General features: G+C 52.6%; 16 protein-coding genes. 5 read left to right on the top strand and 11 right to left on the bottom strand.

Features of this window, described 5'->3' with window-relative positions; translation table 11 throughout:
• Window positions 1–3: 3 nt before the first annotated feature.
• From nagB to QZY67_RS02660, 4 genes are all read left to right on the top strand, one after another.
• Window positions 4–675, top strand: coding sequence for a glucosamine-6-phosphate deaminase (gene nagB / locus QZY67_RS02645; RefSeq protein WP_295368444.1), 672 nt, complete (start codon window positions 4–6; stop codon window positions 673–675).
• Window positions 676–712: 37 nt separating this feature from the next.
• The gene (gene nagA, locus QZY67_RS02650) at window positions 713–1,831 is read left to right on the top strand and encodes an N-acetylglucosamine-6-phosphate deacetylase (RefSeq protein WP_295368408.1); all 1,119 of its coding nucleotides are present in this window, start codon (window positions 713–715) and stop codon (window positions 1,829–1,831) included.
• Window positions 1,832–2,337: 506 nt separating this feature from the next.
• Window positions 2,338–2,952 (top strand): class I SAM-dependent methyltransferase, encoded by a 615-nt coding sequence (locus tag QZY67_RS02655; protein ID WP_295368409.1) that lies wholly within the window; start codon window positions 2,338–2,340, stop codon window positions 2,950–2,952.
• Between the two features lie 302 nt (window positions 2,953–3,254).
• Window positions 3,255–4,712, top strand: a complete 1,458-nt coding sequence (locus QZY67_RS02660; protein ID WP_295368410.1) for a family 43 glycosylhydrolase — start codon at window positions 3,255–3,257, stop codon at window positions 4,710–4,712.
• A gap of 182 nt (window positions 4,713–4,894) precedes the next feature.
• Here QZY67_RS02660 and QZY67_RS02665 read toward each other — a convergent pair whose 3' ends face one another.
• From QZY67_RS02665 to QZY67_RS02715, 11 genes are all read right to left on the bottom strand, one after another.
• On the bottom strand, window positions 4,895–5,491 hold the full coding sequence (locus QZY67_RS02665) for a polysaccharide deacetylase family protein (RefSeq protein WP_295368411.1): 597 nt from the start codon (window positions 5,489–5,491) through the stop codon (window positions 4,895–4,897).
• 293 nt (window positions 5,492–5,784) lie between these two features.
• Window positions 5,785–7,326, bottom strand: a complete 1,542-nt coding sequence (locus tag QZY67_RS02670) for a hypothetical protein (RefSeq protein WP_295368412.1) — start codon at window positions 7,324–7,326, stop codon at window positions 5,785–5,787.
• 36 nt (window positions 7,327–7,362) lie between these two features.
• Window positions 7,363–8,445, bottom strand: coding sequence for a glycosyltransferase (locus tag QZY67_RS02675; RefSeq protein WP_295368413.1), 1,083 nt, complete (start codon window positions 8,443–8,445; stop codon window positions 7,363–7,365).
• Window positions 8,446–8,455: 10 nt separating this feature from the next.
• Window positions 8,456–10,291, bottom strand: coding sequence for a polysaccharide pyruvyl transferase family protein (locus QZY67_RS02680; protein WP_295368414.1), 1,836 nt, complete (start codon window positions 10,289–10,291; stop codon window positions 8,456–8,458).
• A 9-nt stretch (window positions 10,292–10,300) separates the two neighbouring features.
• Window positions 10,301–10,906, bottom strand: coding sequence for a DUF1919 domain-containing protein (locus tag QZY67_RS02685; protein WP_295368415.1), 606 nt, complete (start codon window positions 10,904–10,906; stop codon window positions 10,301–10,303).
• Between the two features lie 416 nt (window positions 10,907–11,322).
• Window positions 11,323–12,264, bottom strand: a complete 942-nt coding sequence (locus QZY67_RS02690) for a glycosyltransferase (RefSeq protein WP_295368416.1) — start codon at window positions 12,262–12,264, stop codon at window positions 11,323–11,325.
• Between the two features lie 292 nt (window positions 12,265–12,556).
• Window positions 12,557–13,516, bottom strand: a complete 960-nt coding sequence (locus QZY67_RS02695) for a glycosyltransferase (protein WP_295368417.1) — start codon at window positions 13,514–13,516, stop codon at window positions 12,557–12,559.
• 5 nt (window positions 13,517–13,521) lie between these two features.
• On the bottom strand, window positions 13,522–14,517 hold the full coding sequence (locus QZY67_RS02700) for a glycosyltransferase (RefSeq protein ID WP_295368418.1): 996 nt from the start codon (window positions 14,515–14,517) through the stop codon (window positions 13,522–13,524).
• Window positions 14,518–14,572: 55 nt separating this feature from the next.
• Window positions 14,573–15,685, bottom strand: coding sequence for a glycosyltransferase (locus QZY67_RS02705; RefSeq protein ID WP_295368419.1), 1,113 nt, complete (start codon window positions 15,683–15,685; stop codon window positions 14,573–14,575).
• 4 nt (window positions 15,686–15,689) lie between these two features.
• Window positions 15,690–16,571 carry a glycosyltransferase family A protein gene (locus QZY67_RS02710; RefSeq protein ID WP_295368420.1) on the bottom strand — a complete coding sequence of 294 codons (882 nt, stop codon included), beginning with the start codon at window positions 16,569–16,571 and terminating at the stop codon, window positions 15,690–15,692.
• A 1-nt stretch (window position 16,572) separates the two neighbouring features.
• Window positions 16,573–17,676, bottom strand: a complete 1,104-nt coding sequence (locus QZY67_RS02715) for a glycosyltransferase family 1 protein (RefSeq protein ID WP_295368421.1) — start codon at window positions 17,674–17,676, stop codon at window positions 16,573–16,575.
• A 542-nt stretch (window positions 17,677–18,218) separates the two neighbouring features.
• Between QZY67_RS02715 and QZY67_RS02720 the strand changes: the two genes are divergently transcribed.
• A complete protein-coding gene (locus QZY67_RS02720; protein ID WP_294532382.1) occupies window positions 18,219–18,884 on the top strand; it encodes a UDP-N-acetylglucosamine pyrophosphorylase in 666 nt (221 codons plus the stop codon).
• The last annotated feature ends 36 nt before the right edge of the window (window positions 18,885–18,920 follow it).

The following is an 18,920-nucleotide window of genomic DNA, read 5'->3' on the forward strand; positions in this document are numbered from 1 at the left end:
CGCATCATCGCGGCGCAGGTGATTGTAAAGCCGGAGTGCGTGCTGGGCCTGGCCACGGGGTCCTCCCCGGTGGGCACCTACCAGCGGCTGGTGGAGCGGTACAAGGCGGGCAAGCTGTCCTTTGCCGGGGTGACCACGGTGAATCTGGACGAGTACAAGGGGCTGTCGGGCGCCCACGACCAGAGCTACCGGTACTTCATGCAGCACAATCTGTTTGACCACATCGACGTGCGGCCCGAGTGCACCCACGTGCCCAACGGCCTGGCCGAGGACGCCGAGGCCGAGTGCGCGCGGTACGACGCCTTTGTCCGCAGCCTGGGCTGCGCGGACCTGCAGCTGCTGGGGGTGGGGCGCAACGGCCACATCGGGTTCAACGAGCCCTGCGACGAGTTCGTGGTGCCCACCCACGTGGTGGACCTGACCGAGAGCACCATTGAGGCCAACGCCCGGTTCTTCGCCTCCCGGGACGAGGTGCCCCGCCAGGCCCTGACGATGGGCATCGGGGTCATCATGGGCGCCCGGAAGATTGTGATGGTGGCCAGCGGCGCGGACAAGGCGGACGCGGTGTACGGCATGGTGAAGGGGCCCGTGAATCCCCATCTGCCCGCCTCCATCCTGCAGCTCCACCCCGACGTGACTCTGGTGGCGGACAAGGCGGCCCTGTCCAGGCTGTAAGTACACAGGCGCCTGACGGCGCAAGGAGGAATACACGATGAAGATTACAGGCGCGCAGGTATTTGAGGCCCGGGGCACGTTTGTCAGCCGGGACCTGTATGTGGACGGCGGCATGCTGACCGACCGGGACTGCGGCGGCGAGGTGCTGGACGCGGAGGGGTGCTATGCCATCCCGGGACTGACGGACATCCATTTCCACGGCGCGGTGGGCCACGACTTCTCCGACGGGGACGCGGAGGGTCTGGCGGCCATTGCCGAGTATGAGCTGAGCCGGGGCGTGACCCAGATCTGCCCGGCGGGCATGACGCTGCTGCCCGAGGCGCTGGAGAAGATGTGCGCCGTGGCGGCAGAGCACCGGAGGGCGGAGAAGCCTGGGGCCAGCCTGTGCGGCATCAACCTGGAGGGCCCCTTCCTGTCCATGGCCAAGAAGGGGGCCCAGAACGGGGACTGGCTCCAGAAGCCCAACATGGAGCTGCTGCGGAAGCTGGAGGAGGTATCCGGCGGGCTGGTGAAGCTGGTGTCGGTGGCGCCGGAGGTGGAGGGCGCCATGGACTTTATCCGGGAGGCCTCCAATGAGGTGCGGGTGTCCATCGCCCACACCACCGCCGACTACGACACCGCCATGGCCGCCTTTGGGGCGGGGGCCAGCCACGTGACCCATCTGTTCAACGCCATGCCGCCCTTCACCCACCGGGCTCCCGGCGTGGTGGGCGCGGCCTTTGACACGCCGGACTGCTGGGTGGAGCTGATCTGCGACGGCATCCATATCCACCCGTCGGTGGTGCGGGCGGTGTTCAAGCTGTTCGGCGCGGACCGTGTGGTGCTGGTGAGCGACACCATGCGGGCGGCGGGCATGGCCGACGGGGGCTACTCCCTGGGGGGCCAGCCGGTGGTGAAGAAGGGCAAGTACGCCACCCTGGCCGACGGCACCCTGGCCGGCTCGGTGACCGACCTGATGGACTGCATGCGCACGGCGGTGTCCTTCGGCATCCCCCTGGCCGACGCGGTGCGGGCGGCGGCGGTGAACCCGGCCCAGTCCATCGGCATTTACAGCCGGTGCGGCAGCCTGGAGAACGGCAAGTGGGCCAACGTGGTGCTGCTCAACAGGGACCTGTCCATCCGAACTGTGATGTTCAAGGGCAAGATTGTGAAATAACAGTGCAGAGCCGAAAATAGCCGTCCCACGCCGGGACGGCTATTCAGGCTGTCGAAAAAGTCCCTGGACTTTTTCGACAGCCTTTCAAAATGCCGTTACTTTCACGCCGCACAGCGGCGCAAAAGTCCTCGCTCCGCTCTCCGCAAGCCTTGCGCGGCAAGGCATTGCGGGGCATTCGATTCCACGCGAGGCGGGCGGCTGCCCCCTCGCGCTCCCCCGCCCCAGCTCAGGCGGGTGCTGTTCGACTGAAATTTTTCGACACGCTAAATAGCCGTCCCACGCCGGGACGGCTATTTTTGATCCAGGGCAGGCCGCAGCACAGGGAGGAAGCGTATGAGCCGTTTTGCAATCAGAGCGCAATTCTGCCTGGACGGCGCACAGGAGGCCGTGAAAAAGGGGCTCAAGCAAAAGCGAAAAGACCCGTCCCGCAGGAAACAATGCGGGACGGGCTTTACGCAAACAAAGCCTGGTGGTACAATCAAAAGCTGCAGATAAGGAGGAATGATATGCTGAACCAGGAAGGTTTTGATTTATGGGCGGATGGTTATGACCGGAGCGTCGGACGTTCCGACGAAAGCGACACCTATCCCTTTGCCGGATACAAAAATGTTCTAAGCGGAATTTACAGCCGGGTTCTGTCGCGTCCGGGAAGAACTGTATTGGATATCGGGTTTGGCACAGCCGTTCTTACGGCAAAGCTCTATGCTCGGGGCTACACGATCTTTGGGCAGGATTTTTCGTCCAGAATGCTTGCGCTGGCGCAGGAGAAAATGCCGGAAGCGCGGCTGTACCAGGGTGATTTCTCCCAGGGGCTGGCGGAAGCCTTGAGGCAGAACCAATACGACGCAATCGTCGCCACCTACTCGCTGCACCACCTGACGGATGACCGGAAGGCCGCGTTTTTACACAGTCTCCTGCCCCTGCTGCGCAAGGGCGGCGCCATCTATATCGGGGATGTGGCCTTTCGTACCCGCGCCCAATTGGAGCAGTGCAGGGTGCAGGCGGGCAATCAATGGGATGAGGACGAGATCTATTTCGTATATGAGGAGCTGAAACGGTCTTTTCCTGAGATGGAATTCCAGCAGGTCTCCCACTGCGCGGGAATCCTCTCTCTTGAATGATGAACACCGGCTTGACGGGCAAAAACCGACACCGCGAGCCCGCCGGAGCATGACGGGCGGATACAAAGCAAAAAGCAGCAGCCGGAGCACCTGGTTCCGGCTGCTGCTTTTGCTGTATATGGCGGCTTTTGCTCAAAAAACATGGAAAAAGCGGAGAATTTAATAAAAATGAAAAAATATTTTAGCTTTTACAAGGCCATTGACGGCTTGCGGCGGCGCGGCGTACAATATGGCTGAAACTTAAAATTATAATTTGTAACAGAGGCTCGATAAAAGAACTTGCCGGGAGGCGGAAAACAGGCATGGAGCAGGCGTTTAATCCCTATCTGCCCGGCTGGGAATACGTCCCGGACGGGGAACCCCACGTGTTTGGCGACCGGGTGTATGTATATGGCTCCCACGACCGGTTCGGCGGTCCTCTCTTCTGCATGAACGACTACGTCTGCTGGTCCGCGCCTGTGAGCAATCTGAAGGACTGGCGGTATGAGGGCGTCATCTACCGCAAGGACCAGGACCCAATGAACAGGGGCGGCCGGCGGTGCCTGTACGCGCCCGACGTGACCCGCGGGCCGGACGGGCGCTATTATCTCTACTACGCCTTTGACTTTCTGGGGGTCATGGCGGTGGCGGTGTGCGACACTCCGGCAGGACAGTACCAGTTCCACGGCCACGTGAAGTTTCAGGACGGCCACATCTGGGGCACCAGATCGGGGGAGCCCCTTCCCTTTGACCCGGGCGTACTGACCGATGATGACGGCCGGGTCTGGCTCTACTCCGGCTTTGCCGCCAAGGTGCCCGCCGTGGCCTCCGGATTCCACAGCCTGACCAACCCGGGGGGCGTGGTCCTGGAGCTGGAGCCGGACATGGTGACCATCAAGGCGGGACCCGACCTGCTCTTCCCCACCAGGGGCAAGCCGGGCGCCTTTGCGGGCCACGCCTTCTTTGAGGCCAGCTCCATCCGCAAGGTGGACGGACAGTACTGCTTTGTCTATTCTTCGGAGCACAACCATGAGCTCTGCTACGCCATGGGGTCCAGTCCCAGGGGACCTTTCGCCTTCGGCGGAACTCTGGTGGACATCGGCGATCTGTTCCTGGACGGCAGGGAGGATGAGCGCAGGGCGGTGAACTACCTGGGCAACACCCACGGCGGGATTGTGGACATCGGCGGACAGTGGTACGTGTTCTACCACCGCCAGACCAACCGGCACTCCTACTCCCGCCAGGCCTGCGCCGAGCCTCTGGAGCGGCGGGCGGACGGGGGCTTCTGTCAGGCAGAGGTCACCTCCTGCGGCCTCAACGGCGGGCCGCTGAAGGGCAGCGGCCAATACCCGGCCCGGATCGCCTGCAGCCTGTGGAGCGGGAAAGGGACGGCCCGGTACGACATCCGGTTCCCCCGGCTCCGGCTTGCCGCCCACCCCTACTTCACCCAGGAGGGGAAAGACGGCGAGGAGCGGGACAGCCAGTACATTGCCAACATGCGGGACGGGGCGGTGGCCGGCTTCAAGTATTTCGCCTTTGCGTCTCTGAAATCCCTGTCCGTTCAGGTTCGGGGCAGCGCCAACGGAGCGCTTCTGGTGTCCGATACGCCGGATTTCGAGGCCCCGGCGGCCCGGATTGAGATAAAACTCAGCGGGGGAGACTGGGAGGAGCTGGGCGCCCCCTGCGCCATTCCGGACGGAACCCGGCCGCTGTACTTCAAGTTTACGGGGAAGGGAAGGCTGGACTTCCGCTCCTTCACGCTGACGGGCGGCGCACTGTGATGTCTGCCGGGAGAGCTTTCTGCCGCAGATGATAAGATTTCAAGAATAGGGGGAGCGGCCCTGCCCCACCCAACGGAAAATTCATTTGCCTGGTGTCCGGCCCCTCCCCCTGCTCAAAGGGGGAGGGGCCGGAGCACATTTTCCCGCCGGGGCGCGCCTCCGGCCGGGCCCCTAAACAGGACTCAGGCGGGACACTGCCTGCCGGTATGGTCGATGGTGTAGTCTGTGCCGCAGGTGCCGGGGAGGATGAGCTGGGAGATGGGCACAAAGGCGTAGCCCTCCTGGAGCAGGGTCTCCAGAATGGTGGGCAGAGCCTCGGGGGTGTGGAGGGCGGCATTGTGGAAGAGCACGATGGATCCCGGCTGAACCTTGCCGGTGACCCGCTGGACAATCTCCGAGGCGGGCAGATCCTTCCAGTCCAGGCTGTCCACATCCCACTGGATGGGCTCCATGCCGATGGAGCGGATAGCGCTGATGACAGTGTCGTTATACTCGCCGTAAGGCGGGCGGATCAGGGTGGGGCGCACCCCGGTGACCGCCTCAATTTTGTCGCTGCACGCCTCGACATCGGCAATGATCTCCTCCCGGGAGAGCTTTGACATGTGGGCGTGGGTGTTGGAGTGGTTCATCACCTCGTGACCTGCGTCATGGAGCGCCTTGACCGACTCGGGGTATTTGTCCACCCAGTCCCCTACCACAAAGAAGGTGGCCTTGACGTTGTACCGGGCCAGGATATCGATGAGCTCCTGGGTGTCCTCGTTCCCCCAGGGTGATGTCATGTTGCGGCGGGGGAGGAGGCGGCCTTTTTTGCATCAAAAAGCAGATCCAGCACTTCCCGCACAGCGCCCTCGCCGCCTCTGGCGGCACAGACATAGTCGGCCTGCCTGCGCACGGCGGGGTGGCGTCTGAGGGGCAGGCGCTGATTCCGCAGACCTCCATACAGGTGAGGTCATTGCAGTCATCGCCGATATAGAGGACCTCTTCCGGCGCGCACTGGTACCGCGCTGAGGCGCAGGCCGCCAGCGCGTCTCCCGGCACCAGCGCCGCTGTGGTGCTGGAGGTGGGGGACAGCTCAGCGATGGATAACTTTGTAAATTATGCGATTTAAAAATTCCATGAATTTGGAAAATTCAGGTGTATGATGAAATGATAAAAAGAAGACAATATTTGCAATGGCACTGCAAAGAATAAGCTTTAGAAGAGTGCGAATAATCAGAGACATCTCCGTTAAAAATTGAAAAAAAACCCAACAAATAAGGGCTGCAATTATTAGGACAAAAATATACCTGACGATTTTTTTTACATATTCTCTGACGGGGCGGTCAAAGCCATATCTGAATACGACGTAAGGGTCATACCATAGGCTAGTCATTGCTCGGGCGATAAAGGTGGCAAATAAAATGCCAAAAAGTCCAAGATATGTTCCTAAAATTACAGAAAACACTACATTTAAGATGCCGGTAAAAAACTGAATGAACCGGCCATGGTGAAATAAGCCCAATGTATGTTTATAAGTCCAGACGGCATTCATTATGCCTACACTGAAAAAATTTAATGCCATCACAAAGGGAATATCAAGAGAAAGTACATACTCCTCGCCAAAGCAGAGCCGGACCAGATCGCTGGAACAGAAGAAAATTCCCAATGCGCCCCAACCAAATAGCCAAAAATTAGCGAAATTTAAAAAGCTAAATAATTCGTAGCGCTTCTCTACAGACTCGCTGGCATTATGGTTGCCGATGCTGGCAGTTAACCCATTAAATACCTGCCCGAGGAGGGAATTAAGGGTGTTTATCAGAAGCGTGTAATTGGAGGCGATGCCGGTAGTGGCTAAGCCATTAAAAAAGGTAATAAGGATATTGTCGGTACTGTTTACCATCAAGCCGGATACCTTGTAGATCATCAGGTCCCGTATATTGGAAAACAGGGCGCGCTGTTCCTCTTTGGGCAGCGGTTTGACGTCCTTGCTTTGAATATAAGGAAATTGTTTAACAGCCACCTTGGAAACAATTACGTTATACACAAGGGTGCCGATGGTCTGGATTAGAAGATATCCTAAATAGTTCCGGAACAGCAATAGAAAAATCATCTGGAGGATGCTCTGAAGGATAGTAACAGCATAGTTAACGCCGCTGACGATGTAGTTGCGCTGGGCGGCGATCAGCAGAGAGCTTCTGTAGCTGAAGAAATAGGAACTTGCTGTATTAAACAGATTGATCACATACAGCAGATAGATGCTTTCGGAGATATTTGGCTGTTCCTGAATAATGAGGCTAATAAAAGGCATCAGAATAAGACCAACTACGAAGATTACCGCACCGATGATACGGTATGCTTTGGCATATACCTTCATGAGAGAGGCGATCTTCTCCTGATCATTTGAAGCCAGAGGCTTATATAAGGCAAAAACGATTGCCCCACCAACCCCCAACTCTGCAAGAGAGAGCATAGTCAGGATGTTGGTAAACAGACCGTTGACACCTAAATAGTCCGCAGATAGGCACTGGACAAACACCATCCGGCATACAAAACCAAGAATAGTATTAAAAATATATCCACCGATGCCTACAAAAATATTTATTATTGAGTATTCGGTGCGTGAGCGCTCCTTCATAACAACTCCTAAAAAATAATCTGGATTACAAAGCTCCTATGAATAAAAAATCCACCAATGATTCATTAACCATTCAAATGCTTCAAAACGGCGTAACCGGAACAACTTCTCAATTTCTGTTAAACTTTTATCTTGAGTAGCTCCTTTTTTGGGGAAAAACCTGCTAAGCAGATTTGACTCGATGACAAAAATTGCCTTTCTTGTGTTTTTTGGCATATTTTGTGTTCGTATCCAGTTAAGCCTAAATTGTTTTAACAAGTCGTCCAAGGAAAAGGCGTACCCCCTCTTTGAGGCTTCGTTAAAACAATAGTAGGTCAAAAAGAGTGTATCTATACTTTCTTTTCGGGTATACAGCTTTTTGGTAATACTTTCAGGGCTTTGCCTATAAAAATAAATTATATCCGAGATAGTGCATATTGTCGAACAGTTGGGAATTAATAAAGTGGAGATAATAGTATCTTCATATACATAACCTGTTGGGAAGCACAAATTGAGCATCTTTTCTGAAGATATAATTTTTCCCCACGGGAAACCGTTGACAGCGACGGGGGTATCGTCTTTCAAATGTGTATAAATATCTACGTCTTTGTCATTTGAAAACTCTTTGTATGCCCCCTGAATAATGTCGGCACTTTCTTGAACTGCTGTATTCATTAGTACTTCAACAGCATTGTCTGCAAGCAAATCATCAGAGTCCACAAACATAACATATCGTCCTATTATGTGCTGTAACCCGCGATTTCTTGCACCAGCTATTCCGCTGTTTGATTGGTGGAAAACAGTTACCTTGTCCAAATGACTGTAGCTGTCTAAGATTTCCGACGATTGATCGGTAGACCCGTCGTCAACAAAGATAATGTGATAAGAGTACTTCGTCTTTTGGTCCAAAAGCGACTGAATGCAATCGTCAATAAAATGAGCTGAATTATATACAGGGACAATAATCATTAAATCAAATTTTGGTTGGTAAATAGTTTCTTGATTGAACTTAGGAGGAGCACTCGGCCAATTCAAAGTGCTCTTTGCTTCTCCAAGTGGAAGTTTCTCGACAATAGGGAACTTAAGATAGTAGGCAAGGAAAACGTATAGTTTTCGAATCAGGTTTTTTACAGTGTTCATGTTGCTTTCCTCATTTATAAGTTGTGGAGAACTGGGCTTTCCAAGCTTGGATATGCTTAAAAGGCATTTTAATATTAGTAGAAAATTCAGAATATACCTTCTGGCGCAGCTGGAAAGGAATATCCTCCCGAAGAAGGATAGGCAAACCTGTATCGTTTCCAATGTTTTCAGCTCGGTTATCAATGGAGATGACCAGGCTCCGGTGTCCTTTGCTCAATGCACGAATTCCAGCATGAAGCCGGGTTCCCACATAGTCCAGACCCTCCTGGGAAAGCACTGCGTCATAAGCTTCCAGAGTGGAATCGATCAATTCTAGTTTGTCCGCATAGCCCAGGGAGCGGATATAGGCAAGATCATCCTGACCTTGAAGCCAGAGATAGACTTTTTCGTAGCTGGTGAGAAGGATATCCAGCATAGCCTTGTCGTTTGTCTCATCCCGGTTATAGTCGGTGACGGTACAGACCACTTGGGAGGCCTTGGAAGTGGGGATACTTGCACAGTGTTCCGGGGTCAGGTTCCACATGGTAGGACAACCAGTGTTCAGTACATTGTGAATGCCCATGGATTTTAACTTCAGTTCAGAAAAGCTGTCCCGCACAGAATGAATACTGTCTTTGGAGAGAATCGTTCGAAATAATTGCCTTGTATAGACGTCGGAAGACACATCCTTGCTGTCAAAGCCCACTCCCATCAGAATTGTATTTTGATAGGGTGCGATTTGTGCACCTAGTCTCCAAAGCTTATAGGTGCGCATATGGCCGGAAAGGATATTGGTCCCGCACAGAATCTTTTTGCCAGCAGTATTCAGCAGTGAATACTCGGCATCAGTTGGAAAACGGTGGGTAGGAACGTGGCTCAGTCCAGAAAGAGACATACAATCTGACAGCTGCAATATGCAGCTTTCCATAATAATGCGGTCGCCGCAGTTGCCGCTATCCAGACTAGTGTCCAGAATGACTGGAGCCCCAGTGCCAGGACGAGTCAATTTAGCCTCAGCCAATCCCTGGTAATAGGGGATAGAATCGTGGAGTGCAATCAGCTTGGCTTTCAGCTTCTGCGCGCCGCGGCGGGGAATGGCATTCACCAGATCCTTAGGGGTGTATTTCTGGAACACACTTTCAGCATAAAGCACATAACCGCCCAGCTTTTTGCCAAAGCGATTTTGAATCTTCTGCTGATGCTCCATCTCAAATTTTATCTTTTCATCCACCCAGCTTGCAGAAAAGTGATGGATGGACACGGTTTGGGGAGTTTTGTGAAGTTTTCCGGTGCGGAATGTCTTGGGGCAAAGTACATCCGAACTGTAGATCTGTATCCCCTGCAGGGACTGGTTGCAGTTTTTTTGAATGAGGCCGAATTGCCGCAAAACTTGAGTAGTATAGTGGGGAGAGGCCAGAAGGTTAAGTGAGCCATCTGCATTAGTAAAACTGAGATGTTCATACAAATCCCTGGCCTGCCTGATTACTTCATGATGCGGCACAGCACCGAAACCGTGACCGCAATTTACAAAAAATTCGCCGTCGCCGGTGTCCTCAAAACCGAAAAAGCACTCATTTTCAAGAAGTGAGTCAAAGCTGCGTACCATCTCCACATCGGTGTCCAAATAGATGCCGCCATGCTCATAAATAATATCCAATCGGGCATAGTCCGGCACAAAGCCCCATTTTTTGGCCTCATAGGCTTGGCGCATATAATTGTTTTTAGTAAAATCGTAATTGGTCTCATTCCACTCCCGAATTTCATAATCCGGACAGTTTCGCTTCCAGCTTTCGATGCAGTAAAGTACGGATTGGGGTTTGGGATTTCCGCCAACCCAGCAGTAATGAATAATCTTTGGAATTGCCATAGGACACCTCTACCGCCTGTTCAAAAACGAGACATAATCAAAATCGTCGAGATAGCGCCGGACAAGGAACTGGTCCTTGAAATTCAGCGCTACACCCATACCGGACTCATTTTCAAAGCCGGGAATATAAAACGCGGATTTGATTTCCGGCCTTGGAATGTGGGTAAAAATCACTTTGTTTTTATAAGGAAGCGCATCGAAACGCCTCAGGCTTTCGTAAGTACAGTTATCGCCGTCGATGCCGAGAATGAAAAGATTATCCCAGTCAATGCGCCGTTTCCGTTCCTCCCACTTGGCAATGGCCTCATCAAAAGTTTTATAGTGGTTGAAACGGATTTCAATGTCCCCAAGCATACCACAGGGATACGCAAACCGATCATCCGGATAAGGGGTAATGGGTTGTTCCATATACCAGCGCAGATTCTCCAGGAATCTGACGTAGTCGTTCATGTCGAAACTCAGATTAATGGTAGGGGAGAGAAAACGCAGGCGCATATCATAGTAGATAAACGTGCCATTGCAGTTTGAAGAGATAATAGTTGCATTTTTATTCTTTAATCTCAGACGCTTAATTTCCTTGTAGAGGCGCCATTCGATTCGTTGAAGCAGGTTCATCATATTCTCCAATCAATACATCTAGCCTGGTTTTGCGAGTAAGCCTGTTAACCCTAAGACGGCTGCATCGAAAACCACAATTAGCGGATAAGTGTTTACGGAGGCAATTAAGTTAGTGGGGAGTGGGGGCAGGCAGATGACAAAGCTGTTGCGTTCAATCTGCTGCACAACAAAATTCTCTGCCCTTTTGATGGGCAAAAACAAAAAGATAATCTGAACGACAGAAAAACAAAGGCACATGAGGGATATCAATTACGTTCTTAAACAAGAGCAAGAAAGGAACCTGCCGGGTAGTTTTACAGCGTTCCCACCCGGCAGAATATAGAATGATGCTATGGTCTAGAACAACTAACCTAGTCAAAGCGGGACGAATAGTTCCAATTTGGACGAATTGCTTTTTCACGGAATTCTCCCGGTTAGAAGAGTGCGCTATGAATACGTGGGAAATACCGCAGCAAGCCTAACCGAATCTTCTGTTTTGCTCCGATGCGGGGAGCGCGCATCAGCAGTTGATATGCTGCTCGGTACCAGCTGTACATTTGGTGAAATTTTTCTGCGTTTTGAGTTGTTTTCTGAATATACTTTTCAGCGTTTGCAGCTGCAGCATACAGACTCAGCCCAGCCTCTTCCCCATAATATGGAACATTATGCGCAACCAAATATGTCATTCTTGCATAGACAGCCTCAATAAAGTCGAAGTAACGATCTGAATATTTGGGCTGCCCTAGAATGCTCTCTCTCCGGGAAAGGTAAAAGTAACCATTTTGGCCAGTCAAAGCAATACTGGATGCCCGATGGGCAAGAATGTGATATACAAAGGTATCTTCGTAATACTTCCCCTTGGGAAAGCGGAGATCTCGGAATAATTCCGCAATAAATAACTTATTGCATACAGAGGGCTGCTGTAGAGTCTCAAAACGCTGTTGACCAGCCAGTACCGTCAGCTTATCTGCCGGGTGGTAAAAGGGTTTCGTAGAGCCATCATCGTAGAGCCGGACCATATTGCACACCGCGATTTGGCAGCGCTGCTCTGTGGCGGCCTGATACAGCCGCGCTGTTGTATCCGCCGAGATGGAGTCATCCCCGTCGATGAACATCAGCCATTTTCCAGTAGCAATATCAATGCCGGAATTCCGGGCGTCGGATAGCCCTCCATTCTCTTTATGAATGACCTGAATACGGTGATCCCTTTGCGCCCATTGGTCGCAAATCTTACCGGAACCATCAGTAGCACCGTCATCTACCAGTATAATTTCTAAATTTCGGTAAGTCTGATTGGAGATGCTTTGTATGCATTTATCAAGATAACGTTCGACGTTATAAACAGGGACTATAATGGATACCAACTCATTAGACATCTATGCTCCTCATTTCATATAGCCAAAAGAATCTTTTAATATCTCACGCATCGCAATCTTTTCCTCTGATGTACTGGTGTGCCACTTGGACACGGGACCGTCGAAAACCGGGACCTTATCTAATTGTCCCATATGTTTGGCTTTGAATTCCTGAAGCGTACATCGGAGTGATTGCGGAAGTTTGATCCGATTATCAGACCTTGAGAGCATAAATACTCCATTTCTGCCTGTGCGGGTGTTTTACCCCTGAGCTTATTCAGAATCTTCCGCAGCAGAAAGCTAATAGGCATAATTACTCACCCAATTTTAATTGATTTCTGATTCTACAAGTCAGCTTTAACGAGAGACAAGCCATCAGAAGCCATATGGACTCTTTTGGGCTAAAAATAGAAAAAGAATGGAAAGAAATCGGATTTCTTTTTAAGACAGCGGATATATAGCGAAAGGCGGCATTCCTTTCGGTACCATCAAGGCCGCTCATTGCAAACTGCCCCTGATATAAGCAGGTAAACCAGAGATTTTTCAGGCTCTCTGCTGTGAGGAGCGGAAAGCGTGAAAGAATGTACTGGTGGCGCTGCTCTTTTGCTGCCAGCGCCTGCAGCCGTGCCTGGGGAGTCAGGGAGTGCATAATCGAAACCTGCTGCTGTCGGTAGGCGTAACAGATCCGCTCCGAACGGATAAGGGTTTTTGCGTTTCCCAGCACCTGATAGGTAAAGAATTCGTCATCTATTTTTGTCCCTGCAGGGAAGCGGATATCACCAATCATTTCTCGCCGGTAAAGCTTATTCCAAATTAGCTGACGAAAAATATGGTCACGAATATGCTCTTCCATGGCTTCCCGAGCGGTGTAGGTATGCACAGAGGTGTCGCTGCAATCAAAGGGCGCACTGTCATCATATACGTTCATATGACCGCATTCAGCGATATCTGCCCCTTGCTCCAAGAGGGAGTACAGATGGGTGTACATATCCGGCGACAGGTAGTCGTCGCTGTCCACAAAAGCGATCAAATCCCCCTTGGCAATATCCAGAGCGACGTTTCTAGCAGCACCAGCGCCGGCGTTTGACTGATGGATGACTTTAATCCTGCCGTCTCTCTCTGCCCACGCATCGCATATGGCCGGACAGTTGTCCGGCGAACCGTCGTCCACCAGGATAATCTCCAGGTCTGTATAGGTCTGCTCCACAATGGAGCGGACGCACCGGTCCAGATACGGCTCAACCTTGTAAACTGGGACAATGACGCTGATCATGCGCTTCACTCCACATCATACTTGCGGTAATTCCCGGTTGCGCGGTCATAGCACCAGCGCACCAGCCTGTACAGCGGCAGCAGCTCCGCCGCCCCCAGCGCCATATACTGCTCTTTCCTGGGCAGGCGCTTATGCTCTTCCTGCACGCTCAGCCGCTTCAGCTCCGCCCGGGCCTGCCGTGATACTTCCGGGCATGCCCGCTGGGCCGCGTTGGCGATCAACACCCTCACGTACCTCTGATAGGCGGCCTGATGAAGCTGCTCCCGGCCCTCTGTCGCCGTCCAGATCCTGTGGAGCACACGCTGCGGGTCAAGCAGTTTATAAGGCTGGATCTCCGCCTTGCTGGCAGAGCCTTTCCGCAGCATATAGTGATAGAGACACTCGTCCCGGAACACAGCCTTCTTTGCCCGCGAAAAGAGCAGGAAGTTCATCAGCAGGTCCTCATTGATTCGGATAGTCCAGTCCATCCGGTCTTCTGCCAGAAACTGCTCTATGAGCTCCCGGCGGTACAGCTTATTACAGAGACCGGGCTCCACAAAGTCGCCCCGCAGCAGGTCCAGCACGCCGGTCTCTCCATTTTGCTCCACAATGCGCCCGGTACCGTAGTATCGGTCAATGCGCCCGTTGGGAAACACCATTTGGTAACCACAGTGGGCTATCTCTGCCCCGTACTGCTCCGCGTCTCCAATCAGGGTCTCAAACATCCCCGGCTCTGTCAGATCGTCCCCGTCCACAAAGCCGATATAGTCTCCCCCAGCCCGCTTCAGGGCCGCAAGCCTTGCAGAGGTTACGCCGCCGTTTTTTTGATGGATGGCGATAATTTGGGGATGTTCCGCGGCATACCGGTCCAGAAGCGCCCCTGTGCTGTCGGTGGAACCGTCATCCGTCACGATGATCTCCAGTTCGGGGTAGCTCTGTGCCAGCAGGCTGTCCAGACATCTGCCAAGATAGGGCTCGATATTATAGGCCGGTACAATTACGCTGATCTTTTTCTTATTCATTGGTCCACACACCTATGTTTTACACTGGAAGAAATGATTTTTATACAGCTTATCTTTACAATCTCTCCAACATCTCTTCCACAGCTGCAACAGTTCTCTCTGTACAAAAGTCGCCGCCCCGCTCTCTGGCCCGCGCTCTGTACGCTTCCAGCTTGCCGGGCGTGGTCAGCATATTCCTGATACCCTGATACAGCGCTTCCTCGTCGTTTTCGGTGATAATACCGTATTCGCCGTTGGCGCCCAGCATCTCTTCCATGCCGGAAACCCGAGTGGTGATCACAGGTGTTCCAACAATCAGCGCCTCGGTGGCCGCCGTGGAAAAACCCTCGGCATGGGAGGCGCATACAAAGAGATCACATGCCGCTACATACTTATAAGGGTTTGTATGATATCCAAGCAGGGTAACGGAACGCTGTAAGTTGTTCTCCTGAATCCACTGCTCCAGCTGCGTTCTCTCGCCGCCCTCTCCGAGCAGATAAGTGTGGACCGGCAGATGCTCCTCGGCAAGAAGCCGCTTGTGAATGCGGAGAAGGCGGTCAAACCCCTTGCTTTGCACCAGCTTTCCGACGCCAACCAACTTAAGCTCTTCTTTGCAAAATATCTCGGGCTCTATCTGTTCGGCTGCTTTTGCCAAAATGACATCGCTTTCTACGGTGTTATAGAGCACCTCTGGCGGAGGATTTAATGAAAAAATTGACTGAAAATCGGCCGCTACGCTTTGAGCGACACAGATTGTGCGATCAAAGCGCTCATAGCAGCGCATGGCTTCACTGGGGCTGCGGAAAGAACTGGCGGCCTTCTTCATATTGTGCTGCTCAATATGGATCCAGGACACAAGCTTCGTCCCATCATCAGGGCACCCGCTGACGATTCGGGCACTGGGGCCCTCCAGGTAAGAGACGATTACATCATATTTCTCTTTTATGTAATGCCGGAACAGCATTTTGGGGGAGAACAGCTTCATGATATGGCTGTTGCCGGGAATCATCCGTGCATGCCCGTGGAGCAGCCGCACTTCCGGCGAGAGAAATTGCTCATTGACGCCGCCGCCGAACAGGGCCAGAATGGAGATGTCAAACCTGCTTTTATCCATGTGATTGACCAGATTGACCAGGACCTTTTCCGCGCCGCCGTGGCATAAATCATGGATAACAAATAGTATTTTCAACGAACTACTCCTTTGCGCGCATACGTATGTACCGACTTAATAAATATCCAGGAAAAACGCAGAATGCAGTTTTGACTTTGCGGGGAGACTCTAAAATAAAACTGTTGTTTTTTGCAAGGATACTATCGGCAACATAATGAATGCAATCAATCCATTCTCTTCTAGGAGACTGCGGATACTGCATACAAACCTTTCTCCAAAATGCAAAGCCCTTTGGATTATTCAAATACTGCCGCCACATGGTATTGCTGGAGCCATCCTGCTGATACTCCACATTGCAGAGGACCTCATTCAGCACAGCCAGCTTATAATCCTGATCGATCAGGCGGTATTTGTATGCCAGCGCCACATATTTTTCACCTTCAAAAACGGGATAGGGCGGATATTGGCGCATTACATCTGTCCGGTACACCAGCTTTTTATCTCCGCGGCCTCCTGCGGCATAATAGCCGGAAAGCGTGGTTTCGATCGTGCCGGCAGGAAAACCTGTCCCGATTAGATTACCCTGTAAATCGGCGTCAAGGCCGATGATACCGGCGTACTTGTCCTTCTGAACAGAATCCCACTTGGCCAGAATCTTTCGAACTGCTCCAGGCGCAAGGCAGTCGTCTGAGTCAATACAGACGTTTAATTCCGTGTCAATTACTTCATAAGCGGCATTATGCGCAGTGTGCATGCCGCCATTTTCCTTATAAAGATACCGGATTTCAAAGCTATGCTCCTGCGTCTGCCAAGATTTGACCAGTGCCCGCGTATCATCTGTTGATCCGTCGTCTATAATCAGCCAGACAAAGTCTTTGCAATCTTGACGGGAAAGGGAGGCATATGTCCGCGGAAGGGTATGCGCACGGTTGTATGTGGGTGTAAATACGGTCAATCTGGGCATATTACTTCTTCACGCTCCATTGCTCCAGATAATAGCTTTGCAGCCACTCGGCGTTTTGAACAATGTCAAACCTGGCTTTTATAATTGTTGCACTTGTATCTGGCCTTATTTGCTCCGTTTCCAATATCTTGTCTGCCCAGACCGTCACATCATCCTTCAAGGAAATGCGGTGGATTAGTGCTGTAAGATCACAGTCACCGGGGATCTGACTGGAAATCATGCATGGAAGTCCAGAAGCTTGCGCTTCTACCAAAGTGACGGGCAATCCCTCATAAAGCGATGGAAAGACGAACAGATCCATTGCCTGCAGAAGGTCGGGAACATCGCTGCGGACTCCGGTTAGAATGACTGAGCCTCCAAGGCCTAAATCCTGTATTTTTTGCTCGATTTGCGGACGCAACTCACCATCACCTACAAGCAATAGGGTGGTTTCGGCGTTTTTGGAATGAACGGAAGAAAAAACATCCAGCAAGAAAAGATGATTTTTGGGGGGAGAAAAGCGGCCGACATGTCCGAGCACCAAATTTTTCTCCGGAATACGGAGAGCGCTGCGACCACGCGCTCTCTTTTCGGGATGAAATTGATAGGCAGATACGTCAATGGCGTTTTGCAGTATACAGAAATCTGCGCCGCCAAACATCCATCTTCCGGCATCCTCACCGCAGGCAAACAGCTGTGTCGCATAACGTGGAATAAACTGTTTATAGTAGAGCTTAATTAAGTATTTGATATTTTTGTCCTGACTGCTGCTGTGGCTATGGGCGATCCTTACAGGGACGCCATTATGCTGCGCCGCCTTGAGAATGACCGAACTCAAACAGTCCTGATGGACATGGACGATCCGGTATTCCGGGTGGGATTGAAAAAACTGATTCAATGCGCGGCGGTACCCCATGCTCCAAGGAACCAGGCGGGGCAGGTGATAGATCTTCCCGCCAAGATGCTCTATTTCATCATCGTAATCTGCCTTTTCCTGTCTGTGCGTCAGGAAGTCAAACTGTACACGAGAGCGGTCCATGTGGCGGTAATAATTCATCAGCATGGTTTCGAGCCCACCGCGCCCCATATAGGTCACAACCTGCAATATACGTATCGGTTCATCCATAAGACAAGACCTCCTAAATACAGAAGGCTTTCATACAGAGCCGGCTCATGAGGAGCGCTGCCAATGCCCGTATTCCGCCCGCCGCCACACCGACGGCCACCCGCCCCGGAAAAGGTGCAAAATTTTGTTGAACTGTATTATAACACTTCTTTCCAGAAAAGGCTATTCAAACATATCAAAATCGTCATTTTTTGGAGCTCAGACAGGGATGCGGATGTTGATATATGTTATCTTTTGCCCCGGGGTCATTAAATTGGGATTATTGCGCCGTCATTTGTCGGGTAAAGGGGGAATTGCAGTGCCTCCAAATGGCTGAGGAGGGGAGGTGATAAGAGGGGGCACGCAGGCGCCGGGCGGGCAGCAATGACTTGCAGAGCTTTTGGCGCCGGAATGCCAAATATAAGTGGCTTTTTGGGGCGCTTTGTGCTATGATACAGGAAAACAGCACAGAGCGGCGGAGCGGCCCGGAACCGCCGGAGCAGGGAGCGAGCCTGTGTCCAAGCCGCAAAACAGAAAACGGAAAGATGGGAGGCCCCATATTGATGAACATCACGATTCCTGAGCTGCTCGATCTGTCCCACACCATGGCGGGGGAGTACCTCAGCCAGTTCCAGTACCCCTGGGAGGCCCTGGACGGCATCAAGGAGCTGATTCTCTCCCTGGGCAGCCGCCTCTCCCCGGAGGAGTACAGCCAGCCCCAGGAGCACGTCTGGGTCCACAAAACCGCTGTGGTGGCCCCCACCGCCTACCTGGGCGCGCCCTGCATCATCGGACCTGAGACCCAGGTGCGCCACTGCGCCTTTATCCGGGGCTCCGCGCTTGTGGGGGCCAACTGCGTGGTGGGCAACTCGGTGGAGCTGAAGAACGTCATCCTCTTTGACAGCGTCCAGACGCCCCACTACAATTATGTGGGAGACTCCATCCTGGGCTACAAGAGCCACATGGGCGCCGGTTCTGTCACCTCCAACATCAAGTCGGACAAGACCCCGGTGGTGGTGAAGGGAGAGACCGACATCCCCACCGGACGGAGAAAAGTAGGCGCCATTTTGGGCGACTTTGTGGATGTCGGCTGCAACGCGGTCCTTAACCCGGGTACCATCCTGGGCCGGCACAGCAGCGTATACCCCACCTCCTGCGTCCGGGGCGTCATCCCCGCCAACTCCATCTACAAGGACAAGGAGCACATCGTTCCCAGGCGGGAGAAGTAACGGGCTGGGACCGGCAAACAGCAAAGCCCCGTGCGC

It is taken from the genome of uncultured Pseudoflavonifractor sp. (genome assembly GCA_904419835.1).
Lineage (GTDB): Bacteria > Bacillota > Clostridia > Oscillospirales > Oscillospiraceae > Pseudoflavonifractor.